This is a genomic window from Citrobacter sp. RHB20-C16, assembly GCF_013890155.1.
Lineage (GTDB): Bacteria > Pseudomonadota > Gammaproteobacteria > Enterobacterales > Enterobacteriaceae > Citrobacter_A > Citrobacter_A amalonaticus.
In genome coordinates this window covers 369,922-385,764 of sequence record NZ_CP057630.1, presented here as the reverse complement: position 1 = coordinate 385,764, position 15,843 = coordinate 369,922, and the positions used below count along the sequence as shown (strand labels likewise).

Below are 15,843 nucleotides of genomic sequence, written 5' to 3'. Positions count from 1 at the left end.
TATGGGCACCAAACACACACATCACATCCGACTAAACTAGATAGTTTTAAGGGTAATCCGTCGAGGTGCCGTTACGTCTCTGTTCCCGGTTGGGACAAACGTAGTTTGTCGTCAAAACATTGACGTTACCCATAACAAATTGAAAGGCCAGGTAAATCATGCCATTAGTCATCGTTGCTATCGGTGTAATTTTGTTATTACTCCTGATGATCCGCTTCAAAATGAACGGTTTCATCGCTCTCGTCCTGGTGGCGCTTGCGGTTGGATTGATGCAAGGAATGCCGCTCGATAAAGTCATTGGCTCCATCAAAGCGGGTGTCGGCGGCACCCTGGGAAGTCTTGCCCTGATTATGGGCTTTGGCGCCATGCTCGGCAAAATGCTGGCAGACTGCGGGGGTGCGCAGCGTATCGCCACCACGCTGATTGCGAAATTTGGTAAGAAACACATTCAGTGGGCCGTGGTATTAACCGGTTTCACCGTCGGTTTTGCACTGTTCTATGAAGTGGGCTTTGTGCTGATGCTGCCGCTGGTGTTCACTATTGCCGCCGCGGCTAACATCCCGCTGCTGTATGTCGGTGTTCCGATGGCTGCGGCGCTCTCCGTCACGCACGGCTTCCTGCCCCCGCACCCAGGCCCGACCGCTATCGCGACCATTTTCCATGCCGACATGGGTAAAACCCTGCTGTTTGGTACGATCCTGGCAATCCCGACCGTCATTCTGGCGGGTCCGGTCTTCGCTCGCTGCCTGAAAGGCATCGATAAGCCGATCCCGGAAGGTCTGTACAGCGCGAAAACCTTCACGGAAGAAGAGATGCCGAGTTTTGGCGTCAGCGTCTGGACCTCACTGGTTCCGGTAGTACTGATGGCAATGCGCGCTATTGCAGAGATGATCCTGCCGAAAGGCCATGCGTTCCTGCCTGTTGCCGAGTTCTTTGGTGACCCGGTGATGGCAACCCTGATTGCAGTCCTGATCGCCCTGTTCACCTTCGGTCTGAACCGTGGCCGTTCAATGGATCAGATTAACGATACGTTGACCTCTTCCATCAAAATTATCGCAATGATGCTGTTGATCATCGGCGGTGGCGGTGCGTTCAAGCAGGTGCTGGTCGACAGCGGCGTGGACAAATACATTGCGTCCATGATGCACGAAACCAATATCTCTCCGCTGCTGATGGCATGGTCTATCGCCGCCGTTCTGCGTATCGCGCTGGGTTCTGCTACCGTTGCCGCAATTACGGCGGGTGGAATTGTCGCACCGCTGATCGCAACCACCGGCGTCAGCCCTGAGCTGATGGTTATCGCTGTCGGTTCCGGTAGCGTTATCTTCTCTCACGTAAACGACCCTGGCTTCTGGCTGTTCAAAGAGTACTTTAACCTGACCATCGGCGAGACTATCAAGTCCTGGTCGATGCTGGAAACCATTATCTCTGTCTGCGGACTGATTGGCTGTCTGCTGCTGGGAACGGTGGTTTAACGCTAAAAAGAACCCGCCAGTTGGCGGGTTCTTTTTTTCACGTCTTCTTCGCTGCCGCTTTTCGCCGTTTATCCAGATCCTTAATCAGCTTGTTCACCCGTTCATCGGCAAACATCGCTTCAAGAGTCACGGAGAGCTTACGACGCCAGTTTTTGTACTCTGAACTGGTCCCCGGAATGTTGACCGGTTCCGCCATATCCAGCCAGTCTTCCGGCTGCAACCCTAATAACGCACTGTTACTGTCGGCGATATAACGCTGCATCCCCCGATTGAGCATCGGCGTCATCGCCATCAGCGAAGCCTTACGCCCGGCACGTTTTGGCAGGCAACCGTACTTGTGCAGCGCATCTAATAGCCCTTGTTTCGCCCGCTCACGGTCCTGATACAGTCCGCGCAGCACCACTTCATCAGGATACAGTCCCAGCGCTTTGCCCAGCGTCAAATCACCGCTGTCCCAATAACCTTTGAGCGTAGGAAGATCATGCGTCGTCGCGACAGCCATTGATTGTTCCGGATACGCTTTCGGCGCACGGTAGTTCTTCTCATGGTCGTTCTCGAAATAGAGCACTTTGTAGGAGTACACGCCGCTGCTTCGCAGTTTGCCAACAATCTCCACCGGAACGGTACCCAAGTCTTCACCAATCACCATGCAATGGTGACGCTGACTTTCCAGCGCCAGAATCGACAACAGGTCGTCGACCGGATAGTGAACATAGGCGCCGTGGTCGGCGGTTTCACCGTAGGGGATCCACCACAACCGCAGCATCGACATGACATGATCGATGCGCAGCGCGCCGCAGTTTTGCATATTCGCCCGCAGGAGTTCGATAAACGGCTCGTAGGCACGCGCCGTAATGATATGCGGATCCATCGGCGGCAGGCCCCAGTTCTGTCCAAGCGGACCGAGGATATCCGGCGGCGCGCCAACAGAGGCTTTCAGGCAATACAGCTCGCGATCGCACCAGGTTTCCGCCCCACCTTCCGCCACGCCCACCGCCAGATCGCGATACAGGCCAATTGGCATCTTAAAGCCCTGACTGGTTTCCCAGCAGGCGGCAAACTGGATGTACGCCAGCCACTGTAACCAGAGATAAAAATCCACTTCATCACGATGTTCGTGACAGAATTTTTCCACCTCCGGCGAATCAACAGACTGATACGCTTCCGGCCAGGCCGGCCAGCCCCAGCGCAGTTCATCCTCTTTCACCTGCCAGGCATGCAGCGCATCAAACGCCGCCTGCCAGTACAGGCTGTCGCCTTCCTGAGCCACGAACGCCCGGAATGCCGCCATCTGTTCATCGTCGCGCGTGGCAAACCCTTTCCATGCCATGCGCAGCGCGGTCATCTTCAGCGTGGTGACTGCCGAGTAATCCACCCATTGGGCATCCCGCGCCTGTTGCAGTATTTTCTGCGTATCGGGCATCTGCCACCAGGCCTGCGCTTCTTGACTCAGGCGAAAATCATCGACAGCGTTCACATCAATGTAAATGACGTTCAGCCAGCGACGTGAAGACGGGCTGTACGGGCTGGCGCTCTCCGGGTTTGCCGGATAGAGCGCGTGGATCGGATTGAGGCCGATAAACGCCCCCCCGCGTTTTGCTACATCCACCAGCATTGACTTCAGATCGCCGAAATCACCGATTCCCCAGTTGTGCTCTGAACGCAGCGTATAGAGCTGTACGCAGGCACCCCAGAGTTTCTGCCCGGTCAGCAGCGCCTGCGGCTCGTAGCAGCGTTTTGGCGCCACGATGATGCGGCAATGGTGTCGCTGTTCATCCTGCGTCAGGGTCAACGTGTGATAACCCAGCGGCAGCTTTGTCGGCAGAGTAAAGGATTTCCCGCCGGTGGCGTGCCCCTTAAACTGCACACCCTCTTCGGTGGTCAACAGCCAGTTGAATTCACCGTGTCCCTCTACCGCTAGCGACATCTTTTTGCCTGCGGTGTAGACCATCACATTCGGCACCGCCGTCACCGCTACCTTTGCGGCGGCAGCGGTACGGTGCATAGCATCCAACAAACGTCGCTTGGTTTCGGCACCAATTGACTGCGGCTTGCCGTGGGCATTGATATAATTGGGACTGATCCCCGCCGCCAGCGCGGCATTATCCAGACGTTTGCTATCCATCGCGCTTCCTTAGCGTTTCGCCTGCCAGATTCGGGTCTGATAATCGCGAATGGAGCGATCCGAGCTGAACATACCGCAGCGTGCGGAGTTCAGGATCGCCGCACGCGTCCAGGCCTCCTGGTCACGATACAACACATCCACCTGTTTCTGCGCCTCAACGTAGGCCGCAAAGTCCGCCATCACCAGATACGGATCGCCCCCCTGTTTGCCTATGCTGTGCAGCATCTGATCAAAGGCATGCTTATCGCCGGCGCTGAACTTACCGCTCTCCAGCTCTTTCAGCACGGCATCGAGCACTTTATCCTTTTTGCGCCATTTCAGCGGATCGTAGCCTTTGGCTTTCAGCGCCTTCACCTGTTCCACGGTATGCCCAAAGATAAAGATATTCTCATCACCCACTTTCTCGGCGATTTCTACGTTCGCGCCGTCCAGGGTGCCGACCGTCAGTGCGCCGTTTAGCGCCAGCTTCATGTTGCCGGTGCCGGAAGCTTCTTTCCCCGCTGTGGAGATCTGCTCGGAGATATCCGCCGCCGGAATCAGCATTTCTGCTGCTGACACGCAGTAATCCGGCAGGAACACCACTTTCAGTTTGTCGCCGACGTTCGGGTCGTTATTAATGGTTTCCGCCACCTTGTTAATGGCAAAGATGATGTTTTTCGCCAGGTAGTAACCCGGAGCCGACTTCGCGCCAAACAGGAACACGCGCGGTACGCGATCGGCCTGCGGGTTTTCGCGAATCTCTTTATACAACGCCAGGATATGCAGCAGGTTCAGGTGCTGACGTTTGTATTCGTGCAGACGCTTAATCTGAATATCGAAAATCGCCTGCGGGTTAATCTCAATCCCGGTACGAACTTTCACAAACTCAGCCAGACGTACCTTATTGGCCTGCTTGATATCACGCCAGGTCTTGCGGAATTTAGCATCATCAGCGTACTTCTCAAGATTGATCAACTGATCGAGATCGTTCGCCCACTCTTTTTTCAGCGTTTTATCAAACAGCGCAGCCAGTTCCGGGTTGCACTGTTTGATCCAGCGACGCGGCGTGATGCCGTTGGTCACGTTATGGAACTTGTTCGGCCACAGTTGGTGATATTCCGGGAACAGATCTTTCACCACCAGATCGGAGTGCAGCGCGGCAACGCCGTTGACCGCAAAGCCGCTGACGACGCACATGTTCGCCATGCGCACCTGTTTGTCGTGAACCACCGCCAGCTTTGCCCAAACCTGCTTGTCGCCAGGCCAGGTTTTATCGACCAGCGTCTTAAAGCGATCGTTAATCTCTTTGATGATCTGCATATGACGCGGCAGCAGCGCTTTCACCAGCTTCTCATCCCAGCACTCCAGCGCTTCTGGCATCAGGGTATGGTTGGTATAAGCGAAGGTTTTGCTGGTGATCGCCCAGGCGTCGTCCCAGCTCATCTGATGCTCGTCAAGCAGCACGCGCAGCAGTTCCGGAATCGCAATTGTCGGATGGGTATCGTTCAGTTGAATGACTTCGTAATCCGCCAGCTCATGCAGTTTGCGGCCAGCCAGATGATGACGACGCAGAATGTCTGCCACTGAACAGGCGCACTGGAAGTATTGCTGCATCAGACGCAGCTTCTTACCCGCCGTGTGGTTATCGTTCGGGTAAAGCACTTTGGTCAGTTTATCGGCGTCAATCCCCTGCTGTTCCGCACGCAGGAAATCGCCGTCATTAAATTTGGTCAGGTTAAACGGATGAGCGTGAGTGGCCTGCCACAGACGCAGCGGTTGCGCCACGCCGTTACGGTAGCCCAACACCGGCAGATCCCACGCCTGCCCGGTAATCACAAAGCCGGGTTCCCAGTGACCGCCTTTTGTCACCTTACCGCCAATACCCACCTGCACATCAAGCTGCTCGTTATGACGGAACCACGGATAGCTGCCGCGATGCCAGTCATCCGGCGCTTCCATTTGCTGGCCGTCGGCAAAGGATTGACGGAACAGGCCGTACTGATAGTTCAGACCATAACCGGTGGCAGATTGACCCACGGTCGCCATTGAGTCCAGGAAGCAGGCGGCAAGACGCCCTAATCCTCCGTTGCCCAGCGCCGGGTCGATCTCTTCTTCCAGCAAATCGGTCAGCTGGACGTCGTACGCTTTCAGCGCATCGCTCACCGCCTGATACCAGCCCAGGTTAAGCAGATTATTCCCCGTCAGACGACCAATCAGGAACTCCATCGAGATGTAGTTCACATGGCGCTGATTTTTCGCCGGTTTCGCCACAGGTTGGGCACTGAGAAGTTCCGCCAGCGCGCCGCTGACGGCGTGCCACCATTGACGGGACGTCATCTCGTGAGCTGACAGTAAACCGAAACGCTGCCACTGACGTGTCAGGGCTGCCTGAAATTGCTCTTGATTGAAGGTTGGCTGTGACATAGGAATTCCGGGTCCTTTGGTAAAAAACAACGTTATCGCTAGTTTGCCAGGCTCAATGTTGACCTTCCTCATCCCACTCTTGATTAGGCGGGGAGGAGTAGTGGGGATGAGCGTAAAAGTGTGATCGGTGCCACTCTCGCGTACCGCACCCGACTGTTCAGATCCCAGTCATACACTTATTTTAATCCATTTTTATATTTTACCTGGCTCTAATCACAGAATCAGGGATGAAATGATATAACGCGGGTATGAAGAATCGCCCTGGTTTCAAGTCCATATAAAAACAAAACCAGTTGAAATGACAATAATACAAGCGCACACTAAATTTATTGTATTTTAATATATTATCACCACTAATAAATTAAAAGGAAATAATATGTCCCATTTATCCTGGCTCACGCTGACAGGAGAGATTCAGGGAGATATATCAGCGCAGTGCGGCTCCCGGAGTTCAATAGGTAATAAATCTCAAACCCGTCATATTGATCAGATAATGATTTACGCACTTGAACATGAAACATCACGGCAACAAAATGTTTGTCATCATGAATTGCAAATAATTAAGCCCGTTGACCGTTCGTCGCCGTTACTCAGCAAAGCCATCAACGATAACGAAACGCTTGAGTGTGAACTTGACCTGTATCGCGTTAATCCAGGAGGTCAACAGGAGATCTACTATAAAATTAAATTATTCAAAGCTCATATTTCTAACATCAAAATAATTGTGCCACATAATATTATTGAACATGGAAACGAAGCACAGGAACGTGTTTGTTTTACGTATGAGTCCATCAGTTGGGAACACTGTATGGCGAGCACCAGCGCCTTTAGCTTTTGGAGCGACCGGCTCTTCTGAGTCTGAATAACATATATAAGGAAATAGCATGCGTCATCGTCCCTCTTCTTCGTTGTACGAGAACACTTCACGTCACCCCGATGGCGATCCGCTGCGCGGCTCAGCAGACATCCACTGGAGTTCAATGAACCCTGTGCAGCGCGATATGGCTTTTATGGATGGATCATTCATCACACAACACCACCATATCCTCCTGTTGACGATAGAAGAAGCACAGCAAGTCGTGGATGACTTAATGGGAGGAATTGATCAGTTTTTTTCGTACCGCGCAGCGCCGGGGAATATGAAAGATGGACTGGATGCCTTTCGCAGTCTGTCTAAGCTCACAACATATTACAACCCGGCTAACGAATTGGTTTTTAACTTTACTGTATTAAAAATAAAAGCGATCGAGTACAACGTGGGCGGCAAAGCCTATATAAAAATTACGGGATACCCTGCGTTACGCCGTATTCTTAACGGGACCCGCTACGGTGCCAGGCATCCGCAAATACTGGAAATGGCCATCGGTAAACGTGGGCTTTACAACAGTATCAGCAGTGGTGTCAGATATTGCCTCTATTTTTCTCTGGCCTGGCGAGCCATCGAATTGATTTTTAAATCAGATTATCAGATGGTGGATTTTCTGGTCGATATTTCAATGGACATGGCTAAAGCGGTAGTGTCGGGGGTTGTGATTGGGGTGGTCGCGGGAGTTTTGACTTTAATTAGTGCACCAATAATTGTTGCAATTGGATTCATAGTTGCCATAGGAATAGGTCTCAACATTGGACTTAACATAATTGATGACAAATTGGGGCTATCAAATGCGTTAAAAGAAAAGCTTCGTGATTATATACATCATCATAAAAATTACGATTATGGATTCGACTCTCCCTACTTTGACTCATTTTAAGGAGGACTTATGAAGAAATTATTTATGCGGCTAATGTATTTTTTGCTGATTATATTTCTCCTTGGCATTCTTGATTTACAAATATTTGGTTTTGTTATGACCGATTTTTTATCATTGATAAGAATGGGTGATGTAATCACATATCACCATACGTGCTTACTAATAAGTGGAATACCGTTAATGTTGTATACAACCTTTGCTATGGTACGGGTTTTATTCAGCAATGATTTGCAATACAAAGCCCTTCCTGATCCTTTTGAAGTCTGGGTGCTGGGCACTGGCGCGCTCTTTTTTGCTATCGGCTTTATTGCAAACTTTATTGTCCTGCTTTTATTTCTGGTATCGTCATATCACTCCTGCCCACAGGACAACCTTCATGATTATCATGTGACTGATGTTAAGCTTTGCGAAACCCTTGTTGATAATCGTAGTTTTTTTAACTCTCATTTATGTACAGGCAAACAGGCATGCGAAAATTACGACTCCAAATCATAATTATTTTTTTTATTATTTTTTGTTTTGGCTTTTTGGATTTCTTATTCTTTGGATTGGTTATGACGGATTTTTTATCTTTAATGAGGATGGGAGACGTTATTTCTTATAATCAAACTTGTGCACTTATAGGAGCTATACCTCTGGTCATGTATGTTGTGATTGCTATGGTTCGTGTTTTATTTACCGATGATTTGCAATACAAGGCACTTCCCGATCCTTTTGAAGGATGGGTTCTCGCCGCTATCACCTTATTCTTTATTATCGGTTTTATTGCTAACTTTATTGTGCCATTTCTGTTGCTGGCACTTTCCTACCACTCCTGCCCACAGGACAACCTTCATGATTATCATGTGACTGATGTTAAGCTTTGCGAAACCCTTGTTGATAATCGTAGTTTCTGGTAGGAGCAGTCATAGAAACTGCTAATAATAACGAGAATAAGATTACCTTTTTTTATATCGATAACATCCTCACCTTTTGATTACCCTTTGTCGGTAAAAATTTTATCACGGTAAGTTACAATTTCGCCTGTCACAGAGAGGATCGTAAGCCTATACAAAGTGTCAGGACTCTTCAGCAAAAGTAAATACCCCGGCATCCCCTCCGCCAACCGTATCCAGTAGAGGTTATCCATCAGATAAATTTGTGATGTAGTGCAAATTAAGGCGGTTCATTACCGGACATACCTTGCAAAAGTTCCTAATCTGGCCGACCTTATATCTATTAATTACGAAGCGCAAAAAAAATCGCAGTCCCCCATTTTCCACAGTGAAGTGTTAACTATGTTGATTCCGTCCAAACTAAGTCGTCCGGTTCGTCTCGACCATACAGTGGTCCGTGAGCGCCTGTTGGCTAAACTTTCCGGCGCGAACAATTTCAGGCTGGCCCTGATCACAAGTCCTGCAGGTTATGGGAAGACTACGCTCATTTCACAATGGGCCGCCGGGAAAAGTGAACTCGGCTGGTACTCACTGGATGAGGGCGACAACCAGCAGGAGCGTTTTGCCAGCTATCTGATTGCCGCGGTACAGCAGGCCACTAACGGTCATTGCACCACCAGCGAAGTGATGGTGCAAAAACGGCAGTATGTCAGTCTGACTTCGCTTTTTGCGCAGCTCTTTATTGAGCTGGCGGAATGGCATCGCCCGCTGTATCTGGTCATCGACGATTACCATCTGATCACTAATCCGGTGATTCATGAGTCCATGCGCTTCTTCCTGCGTCATCAGCCTGAAAATCTCACGCTGGTGGTACTGTCGCGTAATTTACCGCAGTTGGGGATTGCCAACCTGCGCGTGCGCGACCAGCTTCTGGAGATAGGCAGTCAGCAACTAGCCTTTAATCATCAGGAAGCCAAACAGTTTTTTGACCGCCGCTTATCCTCCCCCATCGAAGCCGCCGAAAGCAGCCGGATGTGTGACGATGTGGCAGGCTGGGCGACCGCATTACAGCTCATCGCCCTCTCTGCGCGGCAAAACAACCACTCTGCGCATCAGTCGGCACGCCGTCTGGCGGGAATTAACGCCAGCCATCTTTCAGATTATCTGGTCGATGAAGTGCTGGACAGCGTCGATGTCAGCACCCGCCTTTTCCTGCTGAAAAGTGCAGTTTTACGGTCAATGAACGATGCGCTGATTATACGTGTAACCGGCGAAGAAAATGGTCAGATGCGGCTGGAAGAGATCGAGCGGCAAGGGCTTTTCCTGCAACGGATGGATGACTCCGGCGAATGGTTCAGTTATCACCCGCTGTTTGGCAGTTTCCTGCGCCAGCGCTGCCAGTGGGAACTGGCGACCGAGTTACCTGATATCCATCGCGCCGCAGCGGAAAGCTGGATGGCGCAGGGTTTCCCCAGCGAAGCCATCCACCATGCGCTGGCGGCCGGCGATGCGCATATGCTGCGCGATATTTTGCTTAACCACGCGTGGGGATTGTTTAACCACAGCGAACTGGCGCTGCTGGAAGAGTCACTAAAAGCGCTGCCGTGGGAAAGCCTGCTGGAAAACCCGCGTCTGGTGTTGTTACAGGCCTGGCTGATGCAGAGCCAGCATCGCTACAGCGAAGTAAACACCCTGCTGGCCCGTGCCGAACAAGAGATTCAGGGCGTGATGGACAGCACGCTGCATGCCGAGTTTAACGCGCTCCGCGCTCAGGTGGCGATCAACGACGGCAATCCCGATGAGGCTGAACGCCTGGCGAAACTGGCGCTGGATGAGTTGCCCATCGCCTTGTATTACAGCCGTATTGTTGCAACCTCGGTGCACGGCGAAGTGCTGCACTGTAAAGGCGACCTCTCTCGCTCCTTAACGCTGATGCAGCAGACCGAACAGATGGCGCGTCATCATGATGTCTGGCACTACGCGCTCTGGAGTTTGATCCAGCAGAGTGAAATCCTCTTTGCCCAGGGATTCTTGCAGGCCGCCTGGGAAACCCAGGAGAAAGCGTTCCAGTTGATTAAAGATCAGCATCTGGAACAGTTGCCCATGCACGAATTTCTGGTGCGCATTCGTGCCCAACTGCTGTGGGCGTGGGCGCGACTGGATGAAGCGGAAGCCTCTGCGCGCAGCGGTATCGAAGTGCTTTCCGCCTTTCAGCCGCAGCAACAATTACAGTGTCTGGCGCTGTTGGTGCAGTGCTCGTTGGCCCGTGGCGATCTGGACAATGCCCGCAGCCATCTCAACCGCCTGGAGAATCTGCTGGGCAACGGTCACTACCATAGCGACTGGATCTCAAACGCCGATAAAGTTCGGGTGATCTACTGGCAAATGGTCGGCGATAAAAAGTCGGCCGCCAACTGGCTGCGCCAGACGCCGAAACCGGAGTTTGCCAATAACCACTTCCTGCAAGGCCAGTGGCGTAATATCGCCAGAGCGCAAATTCTGCTGGGTGAATTTGAACCCGCTGAAATCGTACTCGAAGAGCTGAATGAAAACGCACGCAGCCTGCGCCTGATGAGCGACCTTAACCGTAACCTGCTGCTGCTCAACCAACTTTACTGGCAGGCCGGGCGCAAAAATGACGCGCAGCGCGTGCTGCTTGATGCCCTGCAATTAGCCAATCGCACCGGATTCATCAGCCATTTCGTGATTGAAGGCGAGTCGATGGCGCAGCAACTACGCCAGCTTATTCAACTGAATACGCTGCCGGAACTGGATCAACACCGCGCGCAGCGCATTCTGCGTGAGATCAACCAGCATCACCGCCACAAGTTCGCCCATTTTGACGAAAGCTTTGTTGAGCGCCTGCTGAACCACCCGGAAGTACCAGAGCTAATCCGCACCAGTCCGCTGACGCAGCGCGAATGGCAGGTGCTGGGGCTTATCTACTCCGGCTACAGCAACGAGCAAATCGCTGGCGAACTGGCGGTAGCGGCGACCACCATCAAGACGCATATCCGTAATTTGTATCAAAAACTGGGCGTGGCGCACCGTCAGGATGCGGTCCAACACGCGCAGCGGCTGCTGAAAATGATGGGTTATGGAGTGTAATGTTGCCCGGCTGCACCCACGCTGACCGGGCAGTCTCTTCATCAACGCGTTAGCACAGTTCCAGTTGAATATGGTTATCGGTGATCACCTTCATTACCCCTGCTGGTGGCAGAGCATCCGTATATACCGCATCCACCAGGCTGATACTGCCCATATTCACCATCGCATTACGGCCAAACTTCGAATGATCCGTCACCAGTATGACGTGGCGGGAATTCTCAATAATTGCGCGCTTGGTACGCACCTCGTGATAGTCGAATTCCAGCAGCGAGCCGTCACTGTCGATGCCGCTGATCCCCAGAATGCCGAAGTCCAGGCGGAACTGAGAAATAAAGTCGAGCGTCGCTTCGCCAATAATACCGCCGTCCCGACTGCGAAGTTCACCACCCGCGAGAATAATGCGAAAATCCTCTTTTACCATCAGCGTGTTCGCCACGTTGAGGTTGTTGGTCACAATACGTAAATTGCTGTGGTCGAGTAGCGCGTACGCCACCGCCTCGGGCGTGGTCCCGATATCAATAAACAGCGTTGAACCGTTAGGGATCTGCGAGGCAACTTTACGCGCAATACGCTCTTTTTCCGCCGTCTGCGTGGCTTTACGATCGTGCCACGGTGTGTTGACGGAACTGGACGGTAGCGCCGCGCCACCGTGATGACGCAGAATCATGTTTTGATCGGCCAGGTCATTGAGATCCCGGCGAATCGTTTGTGGGCTAACGGAGAAATGCTCCACCAGCTCTTCAGTACTGACGTATCCCTGTTTTTTTACCAGCTCAATGATTGCATCATGTCGTTGTGTTTGTTTCATTGTTATTCCCTGGAACTATGTTCGTTTTCGCGCATTTAACGTATCCGCGAACGCCATTGCCAACCCAACTGCCAGCCCGGCGATATGTGCGCCATTGGCCATCGACATCCCAAACAAATCAAACCATCCGGCGACGATCCAAATCAGCGCGAAAATAATCAGCCCGCGCTGCAGGTAGATTCCGCTTTGCGGATCGCGCTCGCCACGCAGCCAGACGTAACCCATCAGCGCATAAACGACGCCGGAAAGCCCGCCGAACCACGGGCCGCTAAACTTATGCTGTACATATCCGCTCAGTAGGGCGCTGATGACCGTAATCACTATCAGTTTGCCGCTGCCTAAACGTTTTTCAACCGCACCACCAAGATACCACCACCACAGCAGGTTGAAGAGGATATGCATCAGCGAAAAGTGCATGAAGGCGTGAGTGAAGTAGCGCCAGACGTCAAACTGTAATGATGGGTCAAACGGCCAGGCCAGCCACACCATTACGGTTTGATCGCCAACGATATTCATGACGATAAATACCAGAATACAGGCCGCCATAATCAGCCAGGTGACCGGGCCGGCACGCTCACGCAGTGTGGCAATAAACGGGAAGCGGCGATAACGCAGCCCACTGCCAGTATGACCGGACTGCCAACTGGCCGCGAGATAGCGCGGATCGCCAGGGTTCTCCATAAAACGCGCCAGCTCAGCATGCACACGTTCGGCCTGCGTTTCATCCGCCAGCCAGACATCGCTTTGATGATGTTGTTGAATGGTCAGGATAACGCCCTGCGTCGCCATGTAATCAACAAAGGCCTGCGCCACGCGGGGGTTAGCAAAAGAGGTAATCATCAACATGGTTGCTGTCGCTTAATCCATACAAAAGAGGACAGTATATATACCCTTCTTATTTCAAGCTGCATCTTTGTTGGCTATGAAGACGAACCGTATGCCACTTCTGCTGGAAAATGGCGATGCCAGCCGTCAAAACCCCCGTCCACGCTGTAGACAGTATCATAGCCCTGCTGGAGCAAATATTGCGCCGCGCCTTTGCTGCTATTGCCGTGGTAGCACATGACCATCACCACGGTATCGAAATCATGATCGCGCATAAACGCGCCCAGCGTGTCGTTCGTCAGATGAAACGCCTCGGGCGCGTGCCCCATTGCATAGCTTTGCGGATCGCGGATATCGACGAGCACCGCCGCGCCCTGCTGCAGTTTCTGATGGGCTTCTTCGACATTAATACATTCAAACTGATCCATACATTCTCTTCTTTATCGTGCAGGTGAAACGTTTTCGGCATTTTATCCGTTAGTGTACGTCCCCATGGGAGTGAAACGCCATAATGTTATATGTATCACTGTAAATTGTTTATTCGATGTTACCAATGGAGCGTTTCTTTGCTATTATGCTCGATAACGAACATTTATGAGCCATAACGAAAGCGCACGAGGGCAGCATGGAAACCAAAGATCTGATTGTGATAGGGGGAGGCATCAACGGTGCCGGTATCGCGGCAGATGCCGCTGGACGCGGTTTATCCGTGCTGATGCTGGAAGCGCAAGATCTTGCGTGCGCAACCTCCTCTGCCAGTTCTAAACTCATCCACGGTGGCTTGCGCTACCTGGAACACTACGAATTCCGGCTGGTGAGCGAAGCGCTGGCTGAACGCGAAGTGCTCCTGAAAATGGCCCCGCATATTGCCTTCCCAATGCGCTTTCGCCTGCCGCATCGCCCTCACCTGCGTCCGGCATGGATGATTCGTATTGGTCTGTTTATGTACGATCATTTAGGTAAACGCACCAGCTTACCGGGTTCTGCCGGTTTGCGTTTTGGCGCAGAGTCGGTACTGAAACCGGAAATTGTGCGCGGTTTCGAATATTCCGACTGCTGGGTCGACGATGCGCGTCTGGTGCTGGCCAATGCCCAGATGGTGGTGCGAAAAGGTGGGGAAGTGTTAACCCGCACTCGTGCAACCTCTGCGCGTCGCGAAAACGGTCTGTGGATCGTCGAAGCCGAAGATATCGATACCGGTAAGACATTCACCTGGCAGGCGCGTGGGCTGGTCAACGCCACGGGTCCGTGGGTGAAAGAATTTTTCGACGAAGGTATGCATCTGCCTTCGCCATACGGTATTCGCCTGATCAAAGGCAGCCACATCGTGGTGCCGCGCGTCCATACCCAGAAACAAGCCTACATTCTGCAAAACGAAGATAAACGCATTGTGTTTGTTATTCCGTGGATGGATGAGTTCTCCATCATCGGCACCACCGACGTCGAGTACAAAGGCGATCCGAAAGCGGTAAAAATCGACGAAAGCGAAATCAATTACCTGTTGAAAGTCTATAACGCGCACTTTAAGAAACAGCTTGGTCGTGACGATATCGTCTGGACCTATTCCGGTGTGCGCCCGCTGTGCGACGACGAGTCGGATTCACCACAGGCCATCACCCGCGATTACACGCTGGATATTCATGATGAAAATGGCAAAGCGCCGCTGCTTTCTGTCTTCGGCGGTAAACTGACCACCTACCGTAAGCTCGCCGAGCACGCGATGGAGAAACTGTCGTCGTACTATCAGGGCATTGGCCCGGCATGGACCAAAGACTGCGTGCTGCCAGGCGGTGAAATCGGTGGCGATCGCGAAGACTACGCGGCGAGACTGCGCCGTCGTTATCCGTTCCTGACAGAATCGCTGGCGCGCCATTACTCACGCACCTACGGCAGCAACACAGAGTGGATCCTCGGCGAAGCCACCTCTGTCGCGGATTTAGGCGAAGATTTCGGCCATGAGTTCTACGAAGCAGAGCTGAAATATCTGGTAGACCACGAATGGGTTCGCCGTGCAGACGATGCGCTGTGGCGTCGTACCAAAGAAGGGATGTGGCTCAACGCCGAACAGCAGTCTCGCATGACCCAGTGGCTGGCAGAGTACGTCGCGAAACATCAGCTTTCACTGGCATCGTAATCTCCTCACGCCCGATAGCGACACGCTATCGGGCGTTTTTATGTTTCCCTCTACAACACAACGCGCACTGCGGTAACGAAACACTTACTTCCCCGCCCCTGAAATCCTCAAAAAACACCGCCATTCCCCGTATGGAATACGTTGCCTGTTCGCGTGTGCGTTCTGTATCCGGCGAAAATCGGTAACCAGAATCAGCCTGTCAGCCATTCCCCTTTGTTTTCAACCCTCTTTTTTTTCGTGCCAGAACACTTTCCGGTGAGTGTTGCAGCAGGATATGAAGCAAATCACAAAATATAACCTTGCTGAGAATATGGAATTGACGCTCAAAATTTATCCCCT

12 protein-coding genes are annotated in these 15,843 nt (G+C 52.1%); 7 read left to right on the top strand and 5 right to left on the bottom strand.

Features of this window, described 5'->3' with window-relative positions:
* Positions 1 to 158: 158 nt before the first annotated feature.
* Positions 159 to 1,475, top strand: coding sequence for a gluconate transporter (gntT, locus tag HVX64_RS01755; RefSeq protein WP_042998433.1), 1,317 nt, complete (start codon positions 159 to 161; stop codon positions 1,473 to 1,475).
* Between the two features lie 37 nt (positions 1,476 to 1,512).
* Here the strand turns inward: gntT and malQ are convergent, their stop codons facing one another.
* On the bottom strand, positions 1,513 to 3,600 hold the full coding sequence (gene malQ, locus HVX64_RS01750) for a 4-alpha-glucanotransferase (protein WP_044253515.1): 2,088 nt from the start codon (positions 3,598 to 3,600) through the stop codon (positions 1,513 to 1,515).
* Positions 3,601 to 3,609: 9 nt separating this feature from the next.
* The gene (gene malP, locus HVX64_RS01745; protein WP_044253517.1) at positions 3,610 to 6,003 is read right to left on the bottom strand and encodes a maltodextrin phosphorylase; all 2,394 of its coding nucleotides are present in this window, start codon (positions 6,001 to 6,003) and stop codon (positions 3,610 to 3,612) included.
* A 376-nt stretch (positions 6,004 to 6,379) separates the two neighbouring features.
* Between malP and HVX64_RS01740 the strand changes: the two genes are divergently transcribed.
* From HVX64_RS01740 to malT, 5 genes are all read left to right on the top strand, one after another.
* Positions 6,380 to 6,859: an Hcp family type VI secretion system effector gene (locus HVX64_RS01740; RefSeq protein ID WP_042998436.1), complete on the top strand. Its 480-nt coding sequence runs from the start codon at positions 6,380 to 6,382 to the stop codon at positions 6,857 to 6,859.
* Positions 6,860 to 6,887: 28 nt separating this feature from the next.
* Complete coding sequence (locus tag HVX64_RS01735; RefSeq protein ID WP_044253519.1) at positions 6,888 to 7,754, top strand: hypothetical protein; 867 nt, start codon at positions 6,888 to 6,890, stop codon at positions 7,752 to 7,754.
* Positions 7,755 to 7,763: 9 nt separating this feature from the next.
* Complete coding sequence (locus tag HVX64_RS01730; RefSeq protein WP_044253521.1) at positions 7,764 to 8,249, top strand: hypothetical protein; 486 nt, start codon at positions 7,764 to 7,766, stop codon at positions 8,247 to 8,249.
* Positions 8,222 to 8,653, top strand: a complete 432-nt coding sequence (locus HVX64_RS01725; RefSeq protein ID WP_044253523.1) for a hypothetical protein — start codon at positions 8,222 to 8,224, stop codon at positions 8,651 to 8,653. Before HVX64_RS01730 ends, HVX64_RS01725 begins: the two co-directional genes overlap by 28 nt.
* A gap of 378 nt (positions 8,654 to 9,031) precedes the next feature.
* Positions 9,032 to 11,737 carry an HTH-type transcriptional regulator MalT gene (gene malT / locus HVX64_RS01720; protein ID WP_181825220.1) on the top strand — a complete coding sequence of 902 codons (2,706 nt, stop codon included), beginning with the start codon at positions 9,032 to 9,034 and terminating at the stop codon, positions 11,735 to 11,737.
* A 49-nt stretch (positions 11,738 to 11,786) separates the two neighbouring features.
* On the opposite strand, the gene HVX64_RS01715 is transcribed toward malT, so the two are convergent.
* From HVX64_RS01715 to glpE, 3 genes are all read right to left on the bottom strand, one after another.
* Positions 11,787 to 12,545 carry a DeoR/GlpR family transcriptional regulator gene (locus HVX64_RS01715; protein WP_044253528.1) on the bottom strand — a complete coding sequence of 253 codons (759 nt, stop codon included), beginning with the start codon at positions 12,543 to 12,545 and terminating at the stop codon, positions 11,787 to 11,789.
* A gap of 15 nt (positions 12,546 to 12,560) precedes the next feature.
* On the bottom strand, positions 12,561 to 13,391 hold the full coding sequence (gene glpG / locus HVX64_RS01710; RefSeq protein WP_042998448.1) for a rhomboid family intramembrane serine protease GlpG: 831 nt from the start codon (positions 13,389 to 13,391) through the stop codon (positions 12,561 to 12,563).
* A 74-nt stretch (positions 13,392 to 13,465) separates the two neighbouring features.
* Entirely contained in the window at positions 13,466 to 13,798 is a 333-nt protein-coding gene (gene glpE / locus HVX64_RS01705) for a thiosulfate sulfurtransferase GlpE (protein ID WP_044253531.1), read from the bottom strand.
* Between the two features lie 197 nt (positions 13,799 to 13,995).
* Here glpE and glpD point away from each other — a divergent pair, with 197 nt between their 5' ends.
* Entirely contained in the window at positions 13,996 to 15,504 is a 1,509-nt protein-coding gene (gene glpD, locus HVX64_RS01700; RefSeq protein WP_044253534.1) for a glycerol-3-phosphate dehydrogenase, read from the top strand.
* Positions 15,505 to 15,843: the final 339 nt, after the last annotated feature.